We start from the raw sequence: 15,666 nt of genomic DNA on the forward strand, positions 1-15,666 counted from the left end.
CGCTGGCGCTGCCCGCCGGACAGGGTCAGGGGCGACCGCGGTCGCAGCGCAGGGTCGAGACCGACCTGCCGCAGGGCTGCGTCGACCTGCGTCACGAGGGGACCCGTCGCATGTCGGGCGTCGCCGTCCGTCAGCGCGTCGACGAGGACCCGCTCGACGCTCCACCGCTCGTCGAAGGTCGCGCCGGGGTCCTGCACGACGGCGGCGATGCGGCGTCGGCGTGCGCGTCGGTCGCGCTCGGGCAGTGGCGCCCAGGCAGCGCCGTCGAGCGTCACCGTGCCGTCGTCGGGCGTCGCGAGGCCGAGCAGCATCCGGGCGAGGGTCGTCTTGCCTGAGCCGGAGGCCCCGACGACGCCGAGCGCCCGTCCGGGCTCGAGGCCGAAGGACACCCCGGCGACGACCTCGACGCCTTCGTAGGCCTTCCGGAGCCCGTCGGCATCGAGCACCGTGCCGCCCCGCGCACCGTGCGGGGTCGTCGCGCCGTTCGCGGCAGCGGCGCCGACACCCGCGGCAGCGACGAGCGCCCGCGTCACGGGGTGCTCCGGCGCGCGCAGGACCCGGTCGACCGTGCCCTGCTCGACCATCCGCCCGCCGTCCATCACCACGACGCGGTCCGCCCACCCCGCGACCAGCCCCAGGTCGTGCGTCACGACGAGCAGCCCCGCGCCGCGCTCCTGTGCCCGGCGCAGCTGCTCCATCACCCGGACGGCGACTCCGGCGTCGAGCGCCGTGGTCGGTTCGTCGGCCACGACCAGGGCCGGCGCACCGATGGTCGCGGCGGCGATGAGCGCGCGCTGCCGCATCCCTCCGGAGAGCGTCCCCGCCAGGCGTCCGTCGGTCGCGATCGACGGGTCGAGCCCGACGTCGGCGAGCGCGGAGCGCACGGCGTCCACGCGCTCACGTGCGGTGCTCTCGGTGTGCAGGCGCAGGACGTCGTCGACCTCGCGCCCGACCGGTCGCAGCGGGTCCAACGCGCCCAGGGCCTCCTGGCCGACGTAGCCGACCCGGGCGCCGCGCACCGAACGCCACCGCCGCTCGGAGAACGCACGGACGTCCAGGCCCGCGACGTCGAGCTCGTCGGCGCGCACCGTCGAACCCGCCGCCGAGAGCCCGAGCAGCGCGCGGACCGTCACGGTCTTGCCGGAGCCGGACGCGCCGACCAGGGCGACGCACTCGCCGGGGTCGACGTGCAGGTCGACGTCGGTGACGACGGGGGAGCCGCCGATCGCGACGTGGAGGCCGCGGACGCGGAGTGCGGCGCTCACCGGAGGGCTCCGGTGCGGCGGAGCGCACGGCCGAGCACGGTCACCGCGGTCGCGAGCGCCACGATGGCCAGGCCCGGGAACGTGCTCATCCACGGTGCTGTCTGCAGGTAGGTCCGGCCGTCGGCCAGCATGGCGCCCCATTCCGGTGCGGGCGGCGGTGTCCCGACGCCGAGGTAGCTGAGGGCGGAGGCCCACACGATCGCCTGCCCGACGCCGAGCGTCCCGACCGCCACGACCGGCCAGAGCGCGGCCGGCAGCACGTGGCGGACCAGGATGCGCGTCCGCGACCGTCCCTGCAGCACCGCGGTCTCGACGACCTGCGACGACTGCGCGGCCCGCACCAGCCCGCGGACGATGCGGGCGTAGCCGGGGGCGGTCGCGAACCCGACGGCCAGCATCGCCGGCACGGGGCCCGGGCCGGTGACGGCGATGACGACGAGCGCGACGAGCAGCAGCGGCAGGGCGAAGGCGACCTCGGTCACGCGGCCGACCACGGCGTCGAGGTCCCGTCCGCCGAGGCCGGCCACCACCCCGAGCACCACGCCGACGCCCCCGCCGACCAGGGTCGCGACGACGCCGACGAGCAGGCTCACGCGGGTCCCGGCGACGACACGACCCAGGACGTCGCGGCCGGACTCGTCGGTGCCGAAGGGGGCCGCCCAGCTCGGTGCCTGCAGCGCCTGTGCCGGGTGCACGGTGAGCGGCGACCCGCCGCCCAGCAGGGACGGCCAGACCGCGGCGACGACGGCGAGCGCCACGACGCCCGCAGCGATCGTCCCGGCGACCCCGAGCGGGTTGCGGCGGCGCATGCTGCGTCCGGTGCCGTCGCGTCCGGTCCCGTCGGGTCCGGTCCCGTCGGGTCCGGTCCGGTCGCGTCCGGCCGGGAGGCTCGGCTCGGCGATCCCGCTCATCGTGCGTCCGTCCCGGGTGCGGTCCGGAGCCGCGGTCGCGTCCGGCGCGGGCCCGTGCGCCGGGTCGGACGGGGATCGACCAGGCGTTCGACGAGGTCGGCGACCGCGAGCACGACCACGTACGCCGCCGCCGACACGAGCGCGATCCCGGCGACGAGGGGCATGTCCCGCTGCGTGACCGCGCTGACCAGGGCACGTCCGATGCCGGGCAGCGCGAAGACCGACTCGACGACGACGGCCCCGGACACCAGCGACCCGAAGGCCCAGGCGGACAGGGCGATCCCGGGGAGTGCCGCGTGGCGCAGCAGATGCCGTCCGAACAGGCCCGCGCGGCTCTCCCCACGACCCCGGGCGGCCAGGGCGAACGCGGAGCGCTGGGCGTCGACCACGCCGTCGCGGACGGTCTCGGCCAGGTACCCGGCGACCGGGACCGCGACGGTGAGCACCGGCAGGACCCAGCCGCGGACGGTCCCGTCGCTGACCGCCGGTACCCAGCCGAGCGCACTGGCGAACACGACGATGAGCACGCTGCCGAGCCAGAAGTGCGGCATCACGCTCGCCGTCACGCTCAGCCCCGAGGTCAGGGCGGCGGCGATGCGTCCGCGCTGCGTCGACCACCACGCGGCGACCAGGGCGAGGGCCCAGGCCACGACGAGCCCGGCGACCGCCAGGGTCAGCGTGACGGGGAGCTGCTGCGCCAGGAGTGTGGCGACCGGCGTGCGGAAGGCGTACGAGTCGCCGAGCTGCCCGGACGCCAGGCGGCCGAGGAACACCGCGTACTGCACCACGACGGGTCGGTCGAAGCCGTAGTCCTGTCGCACCTGCGCCACGGCCTCGGGGGAGGCCTGCGAGCCCGGACCGCCGAGCACCGCCAGCGCGGGGTCACCGGGGATGAGCCGGATCGCGACGAAGACGATCGTCGCGACGGCCCAGAGCACCCCGACGCCGCCGGCCGCACGGCGGAGGCCCCACAGCGCCCAGCCGGACCACCCGGCGGACCGCCGGGTGCGCTTCGGGGTCAGGCCGGGCCTCCTGGCCGTGCTGGGCATCCTGGGTGCGCTGGGCGTCAGCGGTCGATCCAGGCCGTGCCGAACCACGGCGTCGAGACGGCCGTGGTCTGGATGCCGTGCACCGACGAGCGGTACAGGAAGTGGTTCTGCTGGTCGTAGAGCGGCAGTACCGTGCGGGACTCGAGGATGCGCTGCTGAGCCTGCTCGTAGAGGTCGCCGCGCGTGCTGCTGTCCGAGGTCTGCGCGGCCCGCTGCAGCAGGGCATCCACCTGTGGGTCGTCCAGCTGTGCGAGGTTCGCGAAGTAGCCCGACGGTGCCGGGGTGATGCTGGCGCTGTCGTAGAGGATGCGGAGCACGTCGGCGCCGACCTTGGTGTACGGCGCGCTGACGACGTCGTACTGGTTCTTCGCGAGGGCCGCGTACCAGCTGGACAGGTCGAGTTCCTCGAGCTGGACCTTGATGCCGACCGCGGCTTCGGACGCTTGGATCTGCTGGAACAGGCTGCGCTCGGCGGGGACCGACTGGTTCGTCGAGACCGGGAACGTCACCGTCAGCTGCTGGCCGTCCTTCGTCCTGATCCCGTCCGCGCCGACCTTCCAGCCGGCGTCGTCGAGCAGCTGCTTCGCGGTCGACGGGCTGTACCGGAACAGTGACTCGTCGGAGTACCCGAACGGTTCCACGCTGGACAGCAGCGAGTACGAACGCTTCGCCGTGCCGAGGAACAGCGACTGGATGCCGGGGTCGATCTCGGCGCCGGCGATGAAGGCCTTGCGGACTGCCTCGTCGCGGAAGACCCCGTGGCCGGAGTTCAGCTCGAGGCGGTTCGACGCGCCCGGACGGGGTGCGTCGAGGTCGCGGATCGTGCCCTTCGCGGACGCGGCCTTCAGCTGGTCGGGCTGCGCGTTGTCGATGACGTCGACCTGGCCGGACTGCAGTGCTGCGTAGCGTGAGGTCGAGTCGGGCAGGAAGCGCCAGGTGATGCCGGACAGGCGCGGCTTCGTGCTGCCCCAGTAGTCGGTGTTCTTCGTCAGGGTGACGCGGTCGCCGTGCTTCCAGTCCGTGATCCGGAACGGGCCGGTGCCGACGGGGGACTCGCAGTTGACGGCCTGGGCGCGCTGGAGGGCCTTCGGGGACTCCATGCCGACCCACGGCTGCGAGAACGACTCGAGCAGGGCGCTGTCCGGGCGGCTCAGGGACAGCGTGACGGTGGTGTCGTCCGTCGCGGTGGCCTTCGCGATGGACTGCAGGGCGAGGTACCCCGTGCTCGACGCGGTGGCTGGGTCCTGGACGTGTTCGATGTTCGCCACCACGGCGGCCGCGTCGAACGGGGTGCCGTCGGTGAAGGTGACGTCGTCGCGCAGCGTGAACGTCAGGGTCTTCCCGTCGTCGCTCGTGGTCCACTTCGTCGCGAGGGACGGCGTGGGCTTGCCGTCCTGCAGTCCGACGAGTTCCTCGATGTACTGCGTCGACAGCAGCGCCTGCGGGTAGTTGCCGCCGACGTGCGGGTCGAGGCAGGTGGGCTCGGCGTCGCCCGAGGCGTAGGTCAGGGTGCCGCCGGAGACCGGCGTGCTGTTCGACGTGGCCGTGCCGCCGCCGGTGCAGGCAGTGAGGGCGAGGAGGAGCGCGGTGGCCCCGGCGATGCTGCCGGCGGCGCGGCTGCTGGTGATGCGCACGCGGCGTTTCTGTACTGGGTCCAAGATCATGGCTGACCGAGTCTAGCGGTTTACTGGAGGCCATGGACGAACCGATCCGCCGCGGGGGACGACCGCGCCGCTCGAGCGCCGAGGTGCTGGCGGACGCTGCCGCTGAGCTCTTCCTCGAGCAGGGCTACGCGCGGACCACGGTGGACCAGATCGCCGCCCGGGCCGGGGTGAGCCGTGCGACGTTCTTCAACTACTTCCCCGCCAAGTCCGACGTGATGTGGCTCGAGCTCGACGCCGCGGTCGGGGCGCTCCCGCAGCTGCTGGCGGCCTCGACGGAGCACTCGGTCGTCCGCGCGGTCGAGGACGCCCTGCTCGCCGCGGCCCGGGCGCACGACCCGGACCGGGTGCCCTGGGCGATCGCGCAGGCCGAGGTGATGGGCATCGGGGCGGAGCTCGTCGCGAGCGTCGCCGCACGGGTGACGGCACAGCACACGACGGTGGCGGCGTTCGTGGCCCGGCGCACGGGGGAGTACGTCGGGTCGCTCTGGCCGCAGACGGTCGCTGGGGCGATGCTCGGAGCGGCGGCCGCGGCGTTCGGGGTGTGGGTGACGGACGGGGTCTCGCGGCGTCCGCTCGTCGAGTACGTCGGCGCCGCGCTGACCCCGGTGGCGGCAGGGCTCGACGCGGAGGAGCGCGGGTAGCGCAGGGTTCTCCGCGCGCTACGCCCGCAGCGTCCCCGCGCCGCCGGCGGCCACGTCCTCGACCGTGCCGTCCCGCACCGTCGACGGCACCTCGCCCGAAGTCGGTTCGAGGGAGGCGTCGTCCGGCAGGCTCAGCGTGAGGACCGCCTCCTCGATGTACTGGCTGTCCTCGAGCGACCGCTCGACCGCGCGCAGCCGGACGGCCACGTGCGACTCGTCCTCGTTGCCGAGCAGGTCGACGGCAGCGACGAGGTACACCCGCGACGGCCCGACGAACTCCAGGTGCAGGTAGGTCACCCGCTCGATCTGCTCCCGCCGCAGCAGTTCGACGAGCACCGCGTTCTCGAGTTCAGGCGACGTGCTCTCGCCGAGCAGGAACCGCCGGTTGCGGTCGATGAGCACGATCGCGACCACACCGAGCAGCACGCCGACCGCGATCGACCCGACCGCGTCGAAGACGGCGAGTCCGGTGACCTGGTGCAGGAACACCCCGAGGAAGGCGATGACCAGCCCGACGAGCGCGGCGGCGTCCTCGGCGAACACCGCGCGGAGCGTCGGGTTCGACGACTGCAGCACGTGGCGCAGGACCGGCACGCGGCGCTTCGTCGCGGCACCGTGCGCCTGACGGTAGGCCTGCAGGAAGCTCGTGCCCTCGAGCAGGAACGCGATCCCGAGCACGACGTAGTTGAGCACGACGTCCTCGGCGGGGCCGGTCTCGCCCAGCTGGGTGATGCCGTGGTAGATCGACACGATGGCACCCGCGGTGAACAGCCCGAACGCCGCGAACATCGACCAGATGTAGGTCTCGCGGCCGTACCCGAGCGGGTGTGCGGCGTCGCGCTTGCGTGCCCCGCGGCGCTCAGCCACGAGCAGGAACACCTCGTTCCCGGTGTCCGCCCACGAGTGCGCCGCCTCGGCCACCATCGACGCCGACCCGGTCAGCATCGAGGCCACGGTCTTCGCGATCGCGACGAGCAGGTTGGCCGCGAAGGCGATCACGACGGTGAGCAGGGACTCCGGGCGGTCCTGCTGTTCTGACGAGGGCATTCCTCCAGCATGCACTCGTTGGGTAGACTCGGGACCAACAGGCATCGATCCGGCCATCACCGGGGAGCCTCCGGAAGAACGCGGGTCGCACACGAAGCGGCCCGTCAGTAGAACCGGACGGGTTCGGGACCGTCATCACCCCGACGACGAGCGGCCGGCACGCAAGACGCCGGCAAGCGAGGTGGTACCGCGGAGCGCAGGCTCCGTCCTCGTGGTCCTGAACCGGCAACCCACAGGAGCCCACGGTGCGCTACCCCCTCGATCGTGACGACGACGCCGCAGCCGGCGTCACCCCGTCGCCCTCCTTCCCCGCGCTCGAGCAGGGCATCCTCGCCTTCTGGAAGGGCGACCGCACCTTCCAGGCGTCCATCGACGCGCGACAGGGCTGCGACGAGTGGGTCTTCTACGACGGCCCGCCGTTCGCCAACGGCCTGCCGCACTACGGGCACCTGCTGACCGGGTACGCCAAGGACGTCTTCCCGCGCTACCAGACCATGCGCGGCAAGCAGGTGCACCGTCGCTTCGGCTGGGACACGCACGGGCTCCCCGCCGAACTCGAGGCGATGCGCCAGCTCGGCATCACCGAGAAGCACGAGATCGACGAGATGGGCGTCGACGTCTTCAACGCGGCCGCCAAGCGGTCCGTGCTGCAGTACACCGACGAGTGGCAGCAGTACGTCACACGGCAGGCGCGCTGGGTCGACTTCGAGGACGACTACAAGACCCTCGACGTCACCTACATGGAGAGCGTCCTGTGGGCGTGGAAGCAGCTGTGGGACAAGGGCCTGGCCTACGAGGGCTTCCGGGTCCTGCCGTACTGCTGGAACGACCAGACCCCGCTGTCGAACCACGAGCTGCGGATGGACGACGACGTCTACCAGATGCGCCAGGACCAGTCGGTCACGGTGTCCTTCCCGCTCCGCGGCGACCGCGCGACCGAGCTCGGCCTGACCGGCGTCCGGGCGCTCGCCTGGACGACGACCCCGTGGACGCTCCCCACGAACGCGGCGCTCGCCGTCGGTCCGGCGATCGCGTACGCGGTCCTGCCGGCCGGTCCGGGAGGCTCGGCTGACGGTGCCGACGCCGGTTCCGTCTCGTACCTCCTCGCGTCCGACACCGTGGCCGCCTACGCGAAGGACCTCGGCTACGAGTCGCCTGCGGACGCGGCTGACGCAGTCGTCCGGACGCTGCAGGGCAGCGAACTCGACGGCGTCGCGTACGAGCGCCTCTTCGACTTCCTCGCCGAGCAGGACGGCTACGAGGACGCGTGGCGGATCCTGGTCGCCGAGTACGTCGAGACCGGTGAGGGCACCGGCATCGTGCACCAGGCTCCGGCCTACGGCGCCGACGACCAGCAGGTGTGCGAGGCCGCGGGCATTCCCGTGGTGCTCTCCCTCGACGAGGGCGGCCGCTTCACCGCGCAGTTCGGCGACGTCGCAGGCATGCTGTGGTCCGACGCGAACAAGCCGCTCACCAAGGCCGTGCGCGACGCCGGACGGCTGCTGCGCCAGGCGTCCTACGAGCACAGCTACCCGCACTGCTGGCGCTGCCGCAAGCCGCTCATCTACAAGGCCGTCTCGTCGTGGTTCGTCCGCGTCACAGAGTTCCGCGACCGCATGGGCGAGCTCAACCAGGACATCAACTGGGTGCCGGACAACGTCAAGGACGGCCAGTTCGGCAAGTGGGTCGGCAACGCCATCGACTGGTCGGTGTCGCGCAACCGGTACTTCGGCACGCCGATCCCGGTGTGGGTGTCCGACGACGCCGAGTACCCGCGGCAGGACGTCTACGGCTCGCTCGAGGAGATCGAGCGTGACTTCGGCCGGCTGCCCGTCAACGCGGACGGCGAGGTCGACCTGCACCGCCCGTTCATCGACGAGCTCACCCGCCCGAACCCGGACGACCCCACCGGACGGTCGACGATGCGCCGCATCACCGACGTGTTCGACGTGTGGTTCGACTCCGGCTCGATGCCGTACGCGCAGGTGCACTACCCGTTCGAGAACCGGGAGTGGTTCGACACCCACAACCCGGCCGACTTCATCGTCGAGTACATCGGGCAGACCCGCGGCTGGTTCTACGTCATGCACGCGCTGTCCACGGCGCTGTTCGACCGCCCGGCGTACACGAACGTCGTCAGCCACGGCATCGTGCTCGGCTCCGACGGGCAGAAGATGTCCAAGAGCCTGCGGAACTACCCGGACGTGTCCGAGGTCTTCGACCGGGACGGCGCCGACGCGATGCGCTGGTTCCTGATGTCGTCGTCGGTGATCCGCGGCGGCAACCTCGTCGTCACCGAAGAGGGCATCCGCCAGGGTGTCCGCGAGTTCCTGCTGCCGCTCTGGTCGACGTACTACTTCTTCACCCTGTACGCGAACGCGTCGGACGACGACGGCTACCAGGCGTCGCGCAGCACCGCGAGCACCGACGTGCTCGACCGGTACCTGCTCGCGAAGACCCGCGTGATGGTCGAGGACGTCACGAAGCACCTCGACGCGCTCGACACCCCGCTCGCGGCCCAGGCCATCCGGGACTTCGCCGACGTGCTCACGAACTGGTACGTCCGCCGGTCCCGCGACAAGTTCTGGCTCGGCGCCGCGTCGAGCGACTCGGCGAAGGCCGCGTTCGACACGCTGTACACCGTGCTCGAGACCCTGGCCCGGGTGTCCGCACCGCTGGCCCCGCTCGTCGCGGAGTCGGTCTGGAAGGGCCTGACCGGTGGCCGGAGCGTGCACCTGACCGACTGGCCCGAGGCGGACGAGTTCCCTGCGGACGACGCCCTCGTCGACGCCATGGACCGCGTGCGCGATGTCGCCTCGAAGGGACTCGCGCTGCGCAAGGCCACCAGCCGACGCGTCCGACTGCCCCTCGCGACGCTGACGCTGGTCGTGCCGGACACCGCCGCTGTCGAACCGTTCGCCGACATCCTGCGCGACGAGCTCAACGTCAAGCAGGTCGTCCTCGAGCAGCAGGCCGAGGAGTCGCTGGCGCAGTACGGCATCGAGCGCAAGCTCACCGTGAACGCCCGCGCCGCCGGTCCCCGCATCGGCAAGCAGGTGCAGCAGGTGATCCCGGCCGCCAAGCAGGGCGACTGGGTCGCGACGGAGACCGGCGTGACCGTCGGCGGTGTCGATCTGGTCGAGGGCGAGTACACGCTCGACCTCACCGTCGCCGACGCCGCCACCGCCGTGGCCTTCCTGGACGGCGGCGGGTTCGTGGTGCTCGACACCGAGACCACGCCCGAACTCGAGGCCGAGGGACTCGCCCGCGACGTCGTCCGCGCCGTGCAGCAGGCCCGTCGCGACGCCGACCTGGACGTCAGCGACCGCATCGTGCTGACGCTCGGGGCCGACGAGACCGCGATCGACGCGGTCCGCACCCACCAGGAGCTCATCGCGGGGGAGACCCTGGCGACGCAGGTCCTGGTGGTCCCGACGACGTTCGGCAAGGACGAGGGCACCGCCGTGGGCGACACGGCGAAGGTGTCCGTGGAGGTGGCGCGCGCATGAGCGACGACAACCGGTACGACGACCAGCACGACGGTCCGTTCGACGAGGACGGCATCGCGATCCCGGTCGGCCCGCCCGCCGACACCGACCCGATCGAGGCCGTGCCGTTCGGCGCGGACGACGAGCAGGTGCGGCGCGTCGAGGCCGCCCTGTACGCCCGCATCGGCGAGCAGGCACCCGAGCACCGCCTGACCGCCACCCGGCGCGCTGTCGAGCTCCTCGGCGACCCGCACCTGGCGTACCCGGTGATCCACCTGACCGGCACGAACGGCAAGACCTCGACCGCACGGATGACCGAGAGCATCATCCGGGCCCACGGTCTGCGCACCGGGCTCATGACCAGCCCGCACCTGGTGTCGATCCGCGAGCGCATCGTCATCGACGGCGCTCCGATCGCCGCGGACCGGTTCGTGGAGAACTGGGACGACATCGTGCCGATCCTCGCGATGACCGACCAGGAACTCACCGACAAGGGCGAGCTCCCGCTGACGTTCTTCGAGGCCCTCACCGTCCTGGCGCTGGCGTGCTTCGCCGAGGCGCCGGTCGACGTCGCCGTGATCGAGGTCGGCATGGGCGGGGAGTGGGACTCCACGAACGTCGTGCAGAGCCAGGTCCAGGTGTTCACGCCGATCGCGATCGACCACGCGAAGCAGCTCGGCAACACCGTCGCCGAGATCGCCCGCACGAAGTCCGGGATCATCAAGCCGTCGTCAGCCGTCGTGTCGAGCGCACAGGTCCCCGAGGCACTCGCCGAACTCGAGCGCGCCGCCGAACTGACGGAGTCGACCCTCGCGGTCGAGGGCACTGGGTTCGACGTCGTCGACGTGACGCCGGCCGTCGGCGGGCAGCTCATCACCGTGCAGGGTGTCGCCGGCCGCTACGACGACCTGTTCCTGCCGCTGTTCGGCGTGCACCAGGCCCACAACGCCGCCGTCGCGATCGCCGCGGTGGAGTCGTTCCTCGGCCGAGGCACGCAGCCGCTCGACGCGGACGTGCTGTCCGAGGGGCTCGCGGGCACGACCAGCCCGGGGCGCCTGCAACCCATCGCGCAGGACCCCACCATCGTCGTCGACGCCGCGCACAACCCGCACGGGGCGCAGGCCCTTGCCGAGGCGCTGCCCGTCGCGTTCCCGTCCGGGCACGTCGTGGGCGTGGTCGGCATCCTCGCGGACAAGGACGCGCGCGGGTTCGTCCGTGCGCTCAAGGACACGGTCGCGACCTTCGTGGTCACGCAGCCGCCGGGGGAGCGTGCGCTCGACGCCGACGAGTTCGCCCGGGTGGTCGTCGACGAGGTCGGCAACGACCGCGTGGTGGTCGAGCCCTCGCTCGCGCAGGCCCTGTCGGAAGCGCGGGACCTGGCGGACGAGGCCGAGGCCGAGGACGCCATGGTGCTGGTCGCCGGCTCCATCGTGATGGTGGGCGCGGTCATGGACCTGGTGCACACGGAACAGGAGTCGAAGTGACGGACGCACCAGGGGCCTCCAGGCCGGAGCAGCCGGAGCGACCGGGACGCGCGCCGCGGACCCGCCGGCCCCGACGTGAGCGCGGTGCTCGCGAGAGCCTGACCTCGATCACGCTCGTGCTCGAGGCGATCATGTTCTTCTTCCCGATGCTCGTCGTGTTCGGCAAGCACACGCTGCCGCCCGCGGTGGCCTTCGGCGGCGGCCTGGCCGCGATCGTCGTGCTCGCCCTGGCGTCGCGGCTGACGGGGACACGGGCCGGTGTAGGGTTCGGGTGGCTGCTGCAGGCGGCCATCCTCGCCACCGGCTTCATCGAGCCGTTCATGTTCGTGGTGGGCCTGGTGTTCCTGGCGCTGTGGGTGTTCTGCTTCGTCAAGGGCGGTCAGCTCGACCGTCAGAACGCCGCCCGCCGAGCCGCTGTCGGCGACTGACCACATCCACCCCCGAACCTCAGGGAGTACTGCGTGTCCGACTTCGAAGAGACCCTCGTCCTCGTCAAGCCCGACGGCGTCGCACGATCGCTCACCGGCCAGATCCTCGCCCGGATCGAGGCGAAGGGCTACGAGATCGTCGACCTCAAGATGCTCACCGCGCCGCGTGACCTGCTCGACGCGCACTACGAGGAGCACCAGGGCAAGCCGTTCTTCGAGCCGCTCGTGGAGTTCATGCAGTCCGGCCCGGTCGTCGCCGTGCGCGTCGCCGGCAACGGTGCCATCGCGGGCTTCCGCTCGCTCGCCGGCACCACCGACCCGACCTCGGCCGCGCCGGGCACCATCCGTGGTGACCTGGGTCGCGACTGGGGCCTCAAGGTCCAGCAGAACCTGGTGCACGGCTCGGACAGCCCCGAGTCCGCCGCGCGCGAGCTCGGCCTCTGGTTCGCCTGAGTCGGCCGCGCCGCTGAGCCGGCGGGCACGCCGGCCGTGCCGCTGAGCCGGCCGGCACTTCGCACAACCGGAAGCACCCCGCACCACGTCAGGACGTGGTGCGGGGTGCTTTCCGTTGTGCAGAAGGCGCGGTCACCGCGGTGGCCGAGGCCGCGGTGCCCGTGACCGCCTGGAGGCCCGGTACCGGCCCGACGGACCGGCACCGGGCCTCCAGGTGGTCACGGCCGGGTGGCTCGCTCGCTTCGCACCCCGCTGCGGACATCGCACCCCCGCACAACGGGGTGCGACGTGCGTGACGGGGTGCGATCCAGTCGGCCCAGGCGGCAGGCTGCCGCGGCCGCGGCCGCGACGCCGGCACCGACGACGACGGCCCCCGCGCTCCAGGAGCACGGGGGCCGTCGTCGGGCGCTGCGGACTACTTCGCAGTGCCACCGTTCTGCTCGACGAACGCGGCGAACGCGTCGGCGTCGCTCCAGGCCTTCGTGTTGTCGGCGTTGTACTGCTTGCCGTTCACGATGATCGTCGGGGTGCCGGTCACGCGGTCGAGCGACGAGTTCGGGATCTTCTCGGTGAAGACGCGGTTGGTGGCGTCGCCGACCCACCCGGCGAACTTCTGGTCGGTGATGCACGACTGGACGTTCGGGTTGGTCGCACCTGCTGCCTTCGCGATCGAGGCGAGCTTGTCGTTCGTCAGGCCGCGCGTGCCCTCGGACGGCTGGTTCTCGTAGAAGGCCGAGTTGACGTCGAGGAAGGCGTCCGGGTCGTAGTTCGCGACGCAGGCGGCCGCGGCGGCGGAGCGCGTGGAGTACTTCGAGCCGAGCGACGAGCGGTCGAGCAGGTTGAAGGGGTGGATCTCCAGCGTGGCGGAGCCGTCCTGCACCCACTTCTTGATCTGGGACATGTTGCCCGTCTCGAACTGGTTGCAGACGGGGCACATGTAGTCCTCGTACAGCGTGATGTTCGCGACCGAGTCGTCCTGCTTCGTGGCCGTCGGCTTGCCACCCTCGGGGATGCCCTTGGTCGTCACGGGGACGATCTTGCCGTTCTGCCCCTGCAGCACGATGCCGTCGCTGGCCATGTTCTTCGGACCGGGGCCTGCGGGCTGGATCGAGTTCGCGATCACCAGCACCACGACGGCGACGACCGCGAGGGCACCGACGATGATGCCGCTGATCGTCAGGGTGCGGTTGCGGCGCCGGCGGGCCTTCTCCTTCTCGCGCTGGGCCGCGGCACGTTCCCGTGCGGCGTTCCGGCGGGCCTTCTTGCTCTCGTTGTCGCTCATCGGGATCGAGCGTAACGGGTGCTGCCCCGCCGACAGGCGCTCCTGGCTGAGAAGAGCCCAGGAGTCCGGTGACGTGTCACCGAACTGACGCAACGAGCGCGGCGCATCAGCGCCGCGCTCGTTGTGGCTGAGCTACAGGCTTTCGTAGCTGATGGAGCCCGAGAACGAGCTGCACTTCGAGAACGTGTACGTCACGCTCCGACCGCTGCCGATGGCCAACCAAGCGCTCTTCTTGGTCCAGGACGGGAATCCGACGTAGCCGTTGCAGTGCGCTACGAACCGCATCTGGCCGATGCCTTGACACGTCGCCGTGGCGACGCCGGTTCCACTGTCCCAGCCCACGCGCGAGCAACCGCTGGCAGCCGAGGCTGGACCCGCAACGACCAGGCTCCCGAGCAGCGCCAGTCCTCCGAGTGCTGCGAGTGCGAAGTTCCTCTTCTTGTTCATCTGCACCCCCCTCTGTTGGTTTCGATGGTCCGGAGGAGCATCGAGAGCAACAGCTGCTCACCCCCCCCCCGGGGTGAGACGAACTCTGCTGACCCGGGGAGGATCGATGTCAAGTGCAACAAACGCCAGGTTCGGGGACGACTCAGATGAAGTCGAGCACCCGCGGGAACATGATCAGGATCGTCACGGCGATGAACAGGTAGTTCGCCAGGGGGAACGCCCAGCAGAACGGCAGGAGCGCCCGACCGACGCGCTGGGCGCCGGCGCCGAAGGAGCCGCAGGACGTGTTCCAGATCGTGAAGAGCCAGAACATCGGGATCACCATCGCCCAGACGAGCATGCACCACGGGCAGAGCGCGCCGATCGACCACACGGTCTGCGTGAACAGCCACGTGACGAACACCCATGCCAGGAACACGCCGACGTTGAACGCGACCAGGAACGAGCGCGTGGCCCGGGTCCCGGTCAGCAGCACGACCCCGACGGCGATCGGCGCGACGAACCCCATCAGCCCGAGCAGCGGGTTCGGGAAGCCGAACAGGTGCCCCTGCGCACTGGTCATCACGTCCGAGCAGTTGATGAACGGATTGACGTCGCAACTGAGGACCGCTTTCGGGTTCTCGTACTTGTCGAACTCGTCGAGCACCAGCCGGAAGGCCGCGTACAGGGCGACGACTCCCGTGACGAGCAGCAGCGCGGCGACTGCGACGGGACGACGGGTGGTTGGCGCGGTCGTGGTCACGTCGACATGATGACATGGCGTTCTGCGCCTTCCCTCGTCCCGCGTGCGATGATGGGTCTGTCAGGCGGGTCCGCCCGCGTGACATCGAGAGCTTTCCGGGCACCAGCCCGGACGATCAGGCACGGTGAGAGCGTGCCGTGACCGGACGACGCGTCACCACCGACGCCGAGCCGAGCGGGGCCGGGTGCTCCGCGCGACCCGGGCGCACGACATGTCGACGCCGGACGGTCACTGACCAGCGAGTGTGGGCGGCGTCGCAGCCGTCCGCCACAACTACATGAGTTCCCGCCGCCCCTCGGGGTGAGGGCGGGGTCGAGGAGTGCACCAGTCCATGGTGGAGCAGAACGAGAACAACGCCCAGAACACCGATGACGCCGCACCGAAGCGACGGGGCCGCCTGTTCGGCGGTCGCCGCGCACGGTCGGCGGGCACCCTGGAGGCCCGCACCGGCTCCCAGGAGTCGGCCGACGCCACGCAGACGGGGACCGATGACACCGCGGCGGCGTCCGCGGACACTGCGGCTCCGCAGGCTGGCCACGACGCGGACGCGGCACCCGCGACCGGGTCGGTGTCGGTCGAGGTCCACACCGCGACGGCGACCGACGCGCCCGACGACGTCAGCACGCTGACCGGCGACGTCCCCGTCGTCGACGCTGCTGCGGTCGCCGAGGCCGAAGCCACCGCGGTGGCCGAGTCCGGCACGGTCGACCAGGCGGATGCCGAAGCGGTCGCGACGGAGACGCCGGCCGGGGCACCCGCTGCCGA

General features: G+C 71.6%; 13 protein-coding genes and 1 pseudogene. 6 read left to right on the plus strand and 8 right to left on the minus strand.

Annotation, left to right across the window (positions count from 1 at the left end; translation table 11 throughout):
• The 4 genes from BIU90_RS18575 to BIU90_RS03185 form a co-directional block, all read right to left on the minus strand.
• Positions 1–1,265, minus strand: a 1,265-nt coding sequence (locus tag BIU90_RS18575; RefSeq protein ID WP_071298788.1) for an ATP-binding cassette domain-containing protein, incomplete at its 3' end; no start/stop codon positions are given.
• Entirely contained in the window at positions 1,262–2,176 is a 915-nt protein-coding gene (locus BIU90_RS03175; protein ID WP_254786935.1) for an ABC transporter permease, read from the minus strand. The genes BIU90_RS03175 and BIU90_RS18575, both read right to left, overlap by 4 nt.
• A complete protein-coding gene (locus BIU90_RS03180; protein WP_254786936.1) occupies positions 2,173–3,225 on the minus strand; it encodes an ABC transporter permease in 1,053 nt (350 codons plus the stop codon). Before BIU90_RS03180 ends, BIU90_RS03175 begins: the two co-directional genes overlap by 4 nt.
• Before the next feature lie 17 nt (positions 3,226–3,242).
• Positions 3,243–4,889 (minus strand): ABC transporter substrate-binding protein, encoded by a 1,647-nt coding sequence (locus tag BIU90_RS03185; RefSeq protein WP_083403643.1) that lies wholly within the window; start codon positions 4,887–4,889, stop codon positions 3,243–3,245.
• A 32-nt stretch (positions 4,890–4,921) separates the two neighbouring features.
• Between BIU90_RS03185 and BIU90_RS18580 the strand changes: the two genes are divergently transcribed.
• Positions 4,922–5,530 (plus strand): TetR family transcriptional regulator, encoded by a 609-nt coding sequence (locus tag BIU90_RS18580; protein WP_071298790.1) that lies wholly within the window; start codon positions 4,922–4,924, stop codon positions 5,528–5,530.
• Positions 5,531–5,548: 18 nt separating this feature from the next.
• Here the strand turns inward: BIU90_RS18580 and BIU90_RS03195 are convergent, their stop codons facing one another.
• A complete protein-coding gene (locus BIU90_RS03195) occupies positions 5,549–6,577 on the minus strand; it encodes a cation diffusion facilitator family transporter (RefSeq protein WP_071298791.1) in 1,029 nt (342 codons plus the stop codon).
• A gap of 245 nt (positions 6,578–6,822) precedes the next feature.
• On the opposite strand from BIU90_RS03195, the gene ileS reads away from it, so the two are divergent.
• Genes ileS through ndk form a run of 4 tightly spaced genes read left to right on the plus strand, consistent with a single transcriptional unit; the run spans position 6,823 to position 12,430 of the window.
• The gene (gene ileS / locus BIU90_RS03200) at positions 6,823–10,086 is read left to right on the plus strand and encodes an isoleucine--tRNA ligase (RefSeq protein ID WP_071298792.1); all 3,264 of its coding nucleotides are present in this window, start codon (positions 6,823–6,825) and stop codon (positions 10,084–10,086) included.
• The gene (locus BIU90_RS03205) at positions 10,083–11,549 is read left to right on the plus strand and encodes a folylpolyglutamate synthase/dihydrofolate synthase family protein (protein ID WP_083403644.1); all 1,467 of its coding nucleotides are present in this window, start codon (positions 10,083–10,085) and stop codon (positions 11,547–11,549) included. Before ileS ends, BIU90_RS03205 begins: the two co-directional genes overlap by 4 nt.
• Positions 11,546–11,977, plus strand: coding sequence for a DUF4233 domain-containing protein (locus BIU90_RS03210; RefSeq protein WP_071298793.1), 432 nt, complete (start codon positions 11,546–11,548; stop codon positions 11,975–11,977). Before BIU90_RS03205 ends, BIU90_RS03210 begins: the two co-directional genes overlap by 4 nt.
• 33 nt (positions 11,978–12,010) lie before the next feature.
• Positions 12,011–12,430 (plus strand): nucleoside-diphosphate kinase, encoded by a 420-nt coding sequence (gene ndk / locus BIU90_RS03215; protein WP_071298794.1) that lies wholly within the window; start codon positions 12,011–12,013, stop codon positions 12,428–12,430.
• 415 nt (positions 12,431–12,845) lie between these two features.
• Here the strand turns inward: ndk and BIU90_RS03220 are convergent, their stop codons facing one another.
• From BIU90_RS03220 to BIU90_RS03225, 3 genes are all read right to left on the minus strand, one after another.
• Positions 12,846–13,712: a thioredoxin domain-containing protein gene (locus BIU90_RS03220; RefSeq protein WP_071298795.1), complete on the minus strand. Its 867-nt coding sequence runs from the start codon at positions 13,710–13,712 to the stop codon at positions 12,846–12,848.
• Between the two features lie 132 nt (positions 13,713–13,844).
• The gene (locus BIU90_RS18160; RefSeq protein ID WP_139195075.1) at positions 13,845–14,159 is read right to left on the minus strand and encodes a hypothetical protein; all 315 of its coding nucleotides are present in this window, start codon (positions 14,157–14,159) and stop codon (positions 13,845–13,847) included.
• 142 nt (positions 14,160–14,301) lie between these two features.
• Positions 14,302–14,901, minus strand: a complete 600-nt coding sequence (locus tag BIU90_RS03225; RefSeq protein ID WP_071298796.1) for a vitamin K epoxide reductase family protein — start codon at positions 14,899–14,901, stop codon at positions 14,302–14,304.
• Positions 14,902–15,232: 331 nt separating this feature from the next.
• On the opposite strand from BIU90_RS03225, the pseudogene BIU90_RS18585 reads away from it, so the two are divergent.
• Positions 15,233–15,666: pseudogene (locus tag BIU90_RS18585) on the plus strand (ribonuclease E/G); the annotation flags it as partial.

Origin of the sequence: Curtobacterium sp. MCBA15_001 (genome assembly GCF_001864835.1) — a bacterium.
Lineage (GTDB): Bacteria > Actinomycetota > Actinomycetes > Actinomycetales > Microbacteriaceae > Curtobacterium.

Coding starts and splice junctions, on each gene's coding strand:
- BIU90_RS18160 (WP_139195075.1), bottom strand. CDS start 14,159: ATGAACAAGAAGAGGAACTTCGCACTCGCAGCACTCGGAGGACTGGCG.
- BIU90_RS03195 (WP_071298791.1), bottom strand. CDS start 6,577: ATGCCCTCGTCAGAACAGCAGGACCGCCCGGAGTCCCTGCTCACCGTC.
- BIU90_RS03180 (WP_254786936.1), bottom strand. CDS start 3,225: ATGCCCAGCACGGCCAGGAGGCCCGGCCTGACCCCGAAGCGCACCCGG.
- BIU90_RS03220 (WP_071298795.1), bottom strand. CDS start 13,712: ATGAGCGACAACGAGAGCAAGAAGGCCCGCCGGAACGCCGCACGGGAA.
- BIU90_RS03205 (WP_083403644.1), top strand. CDS start 10,083: ATGAGCGACGACAACCGGTACGACGACCAGCACGACGGTCCGTTCGAC.
- BIU90_RS03185 (WP_083403643.1), bottom strand. CDS start 4,889: ATGATCTTGGACCCAGTACAGAAACGCCGCGTGCGCATCACCAGCAGC.
- BIU90_RS18580 (WP_071298790.1), top strand. CDS start 4,922: ATGGACGAACCGATCCGCCGCGGGGGACGACCGCGCCGCTCGAGCGCC.
- BIU90_RS03175 (WP_254786935.1), bottom strand. CDS start 2,176: ATGAGCGGGATCGCCGAGCCGAGCCTCCCGGCCGGACGCGACCGGACC.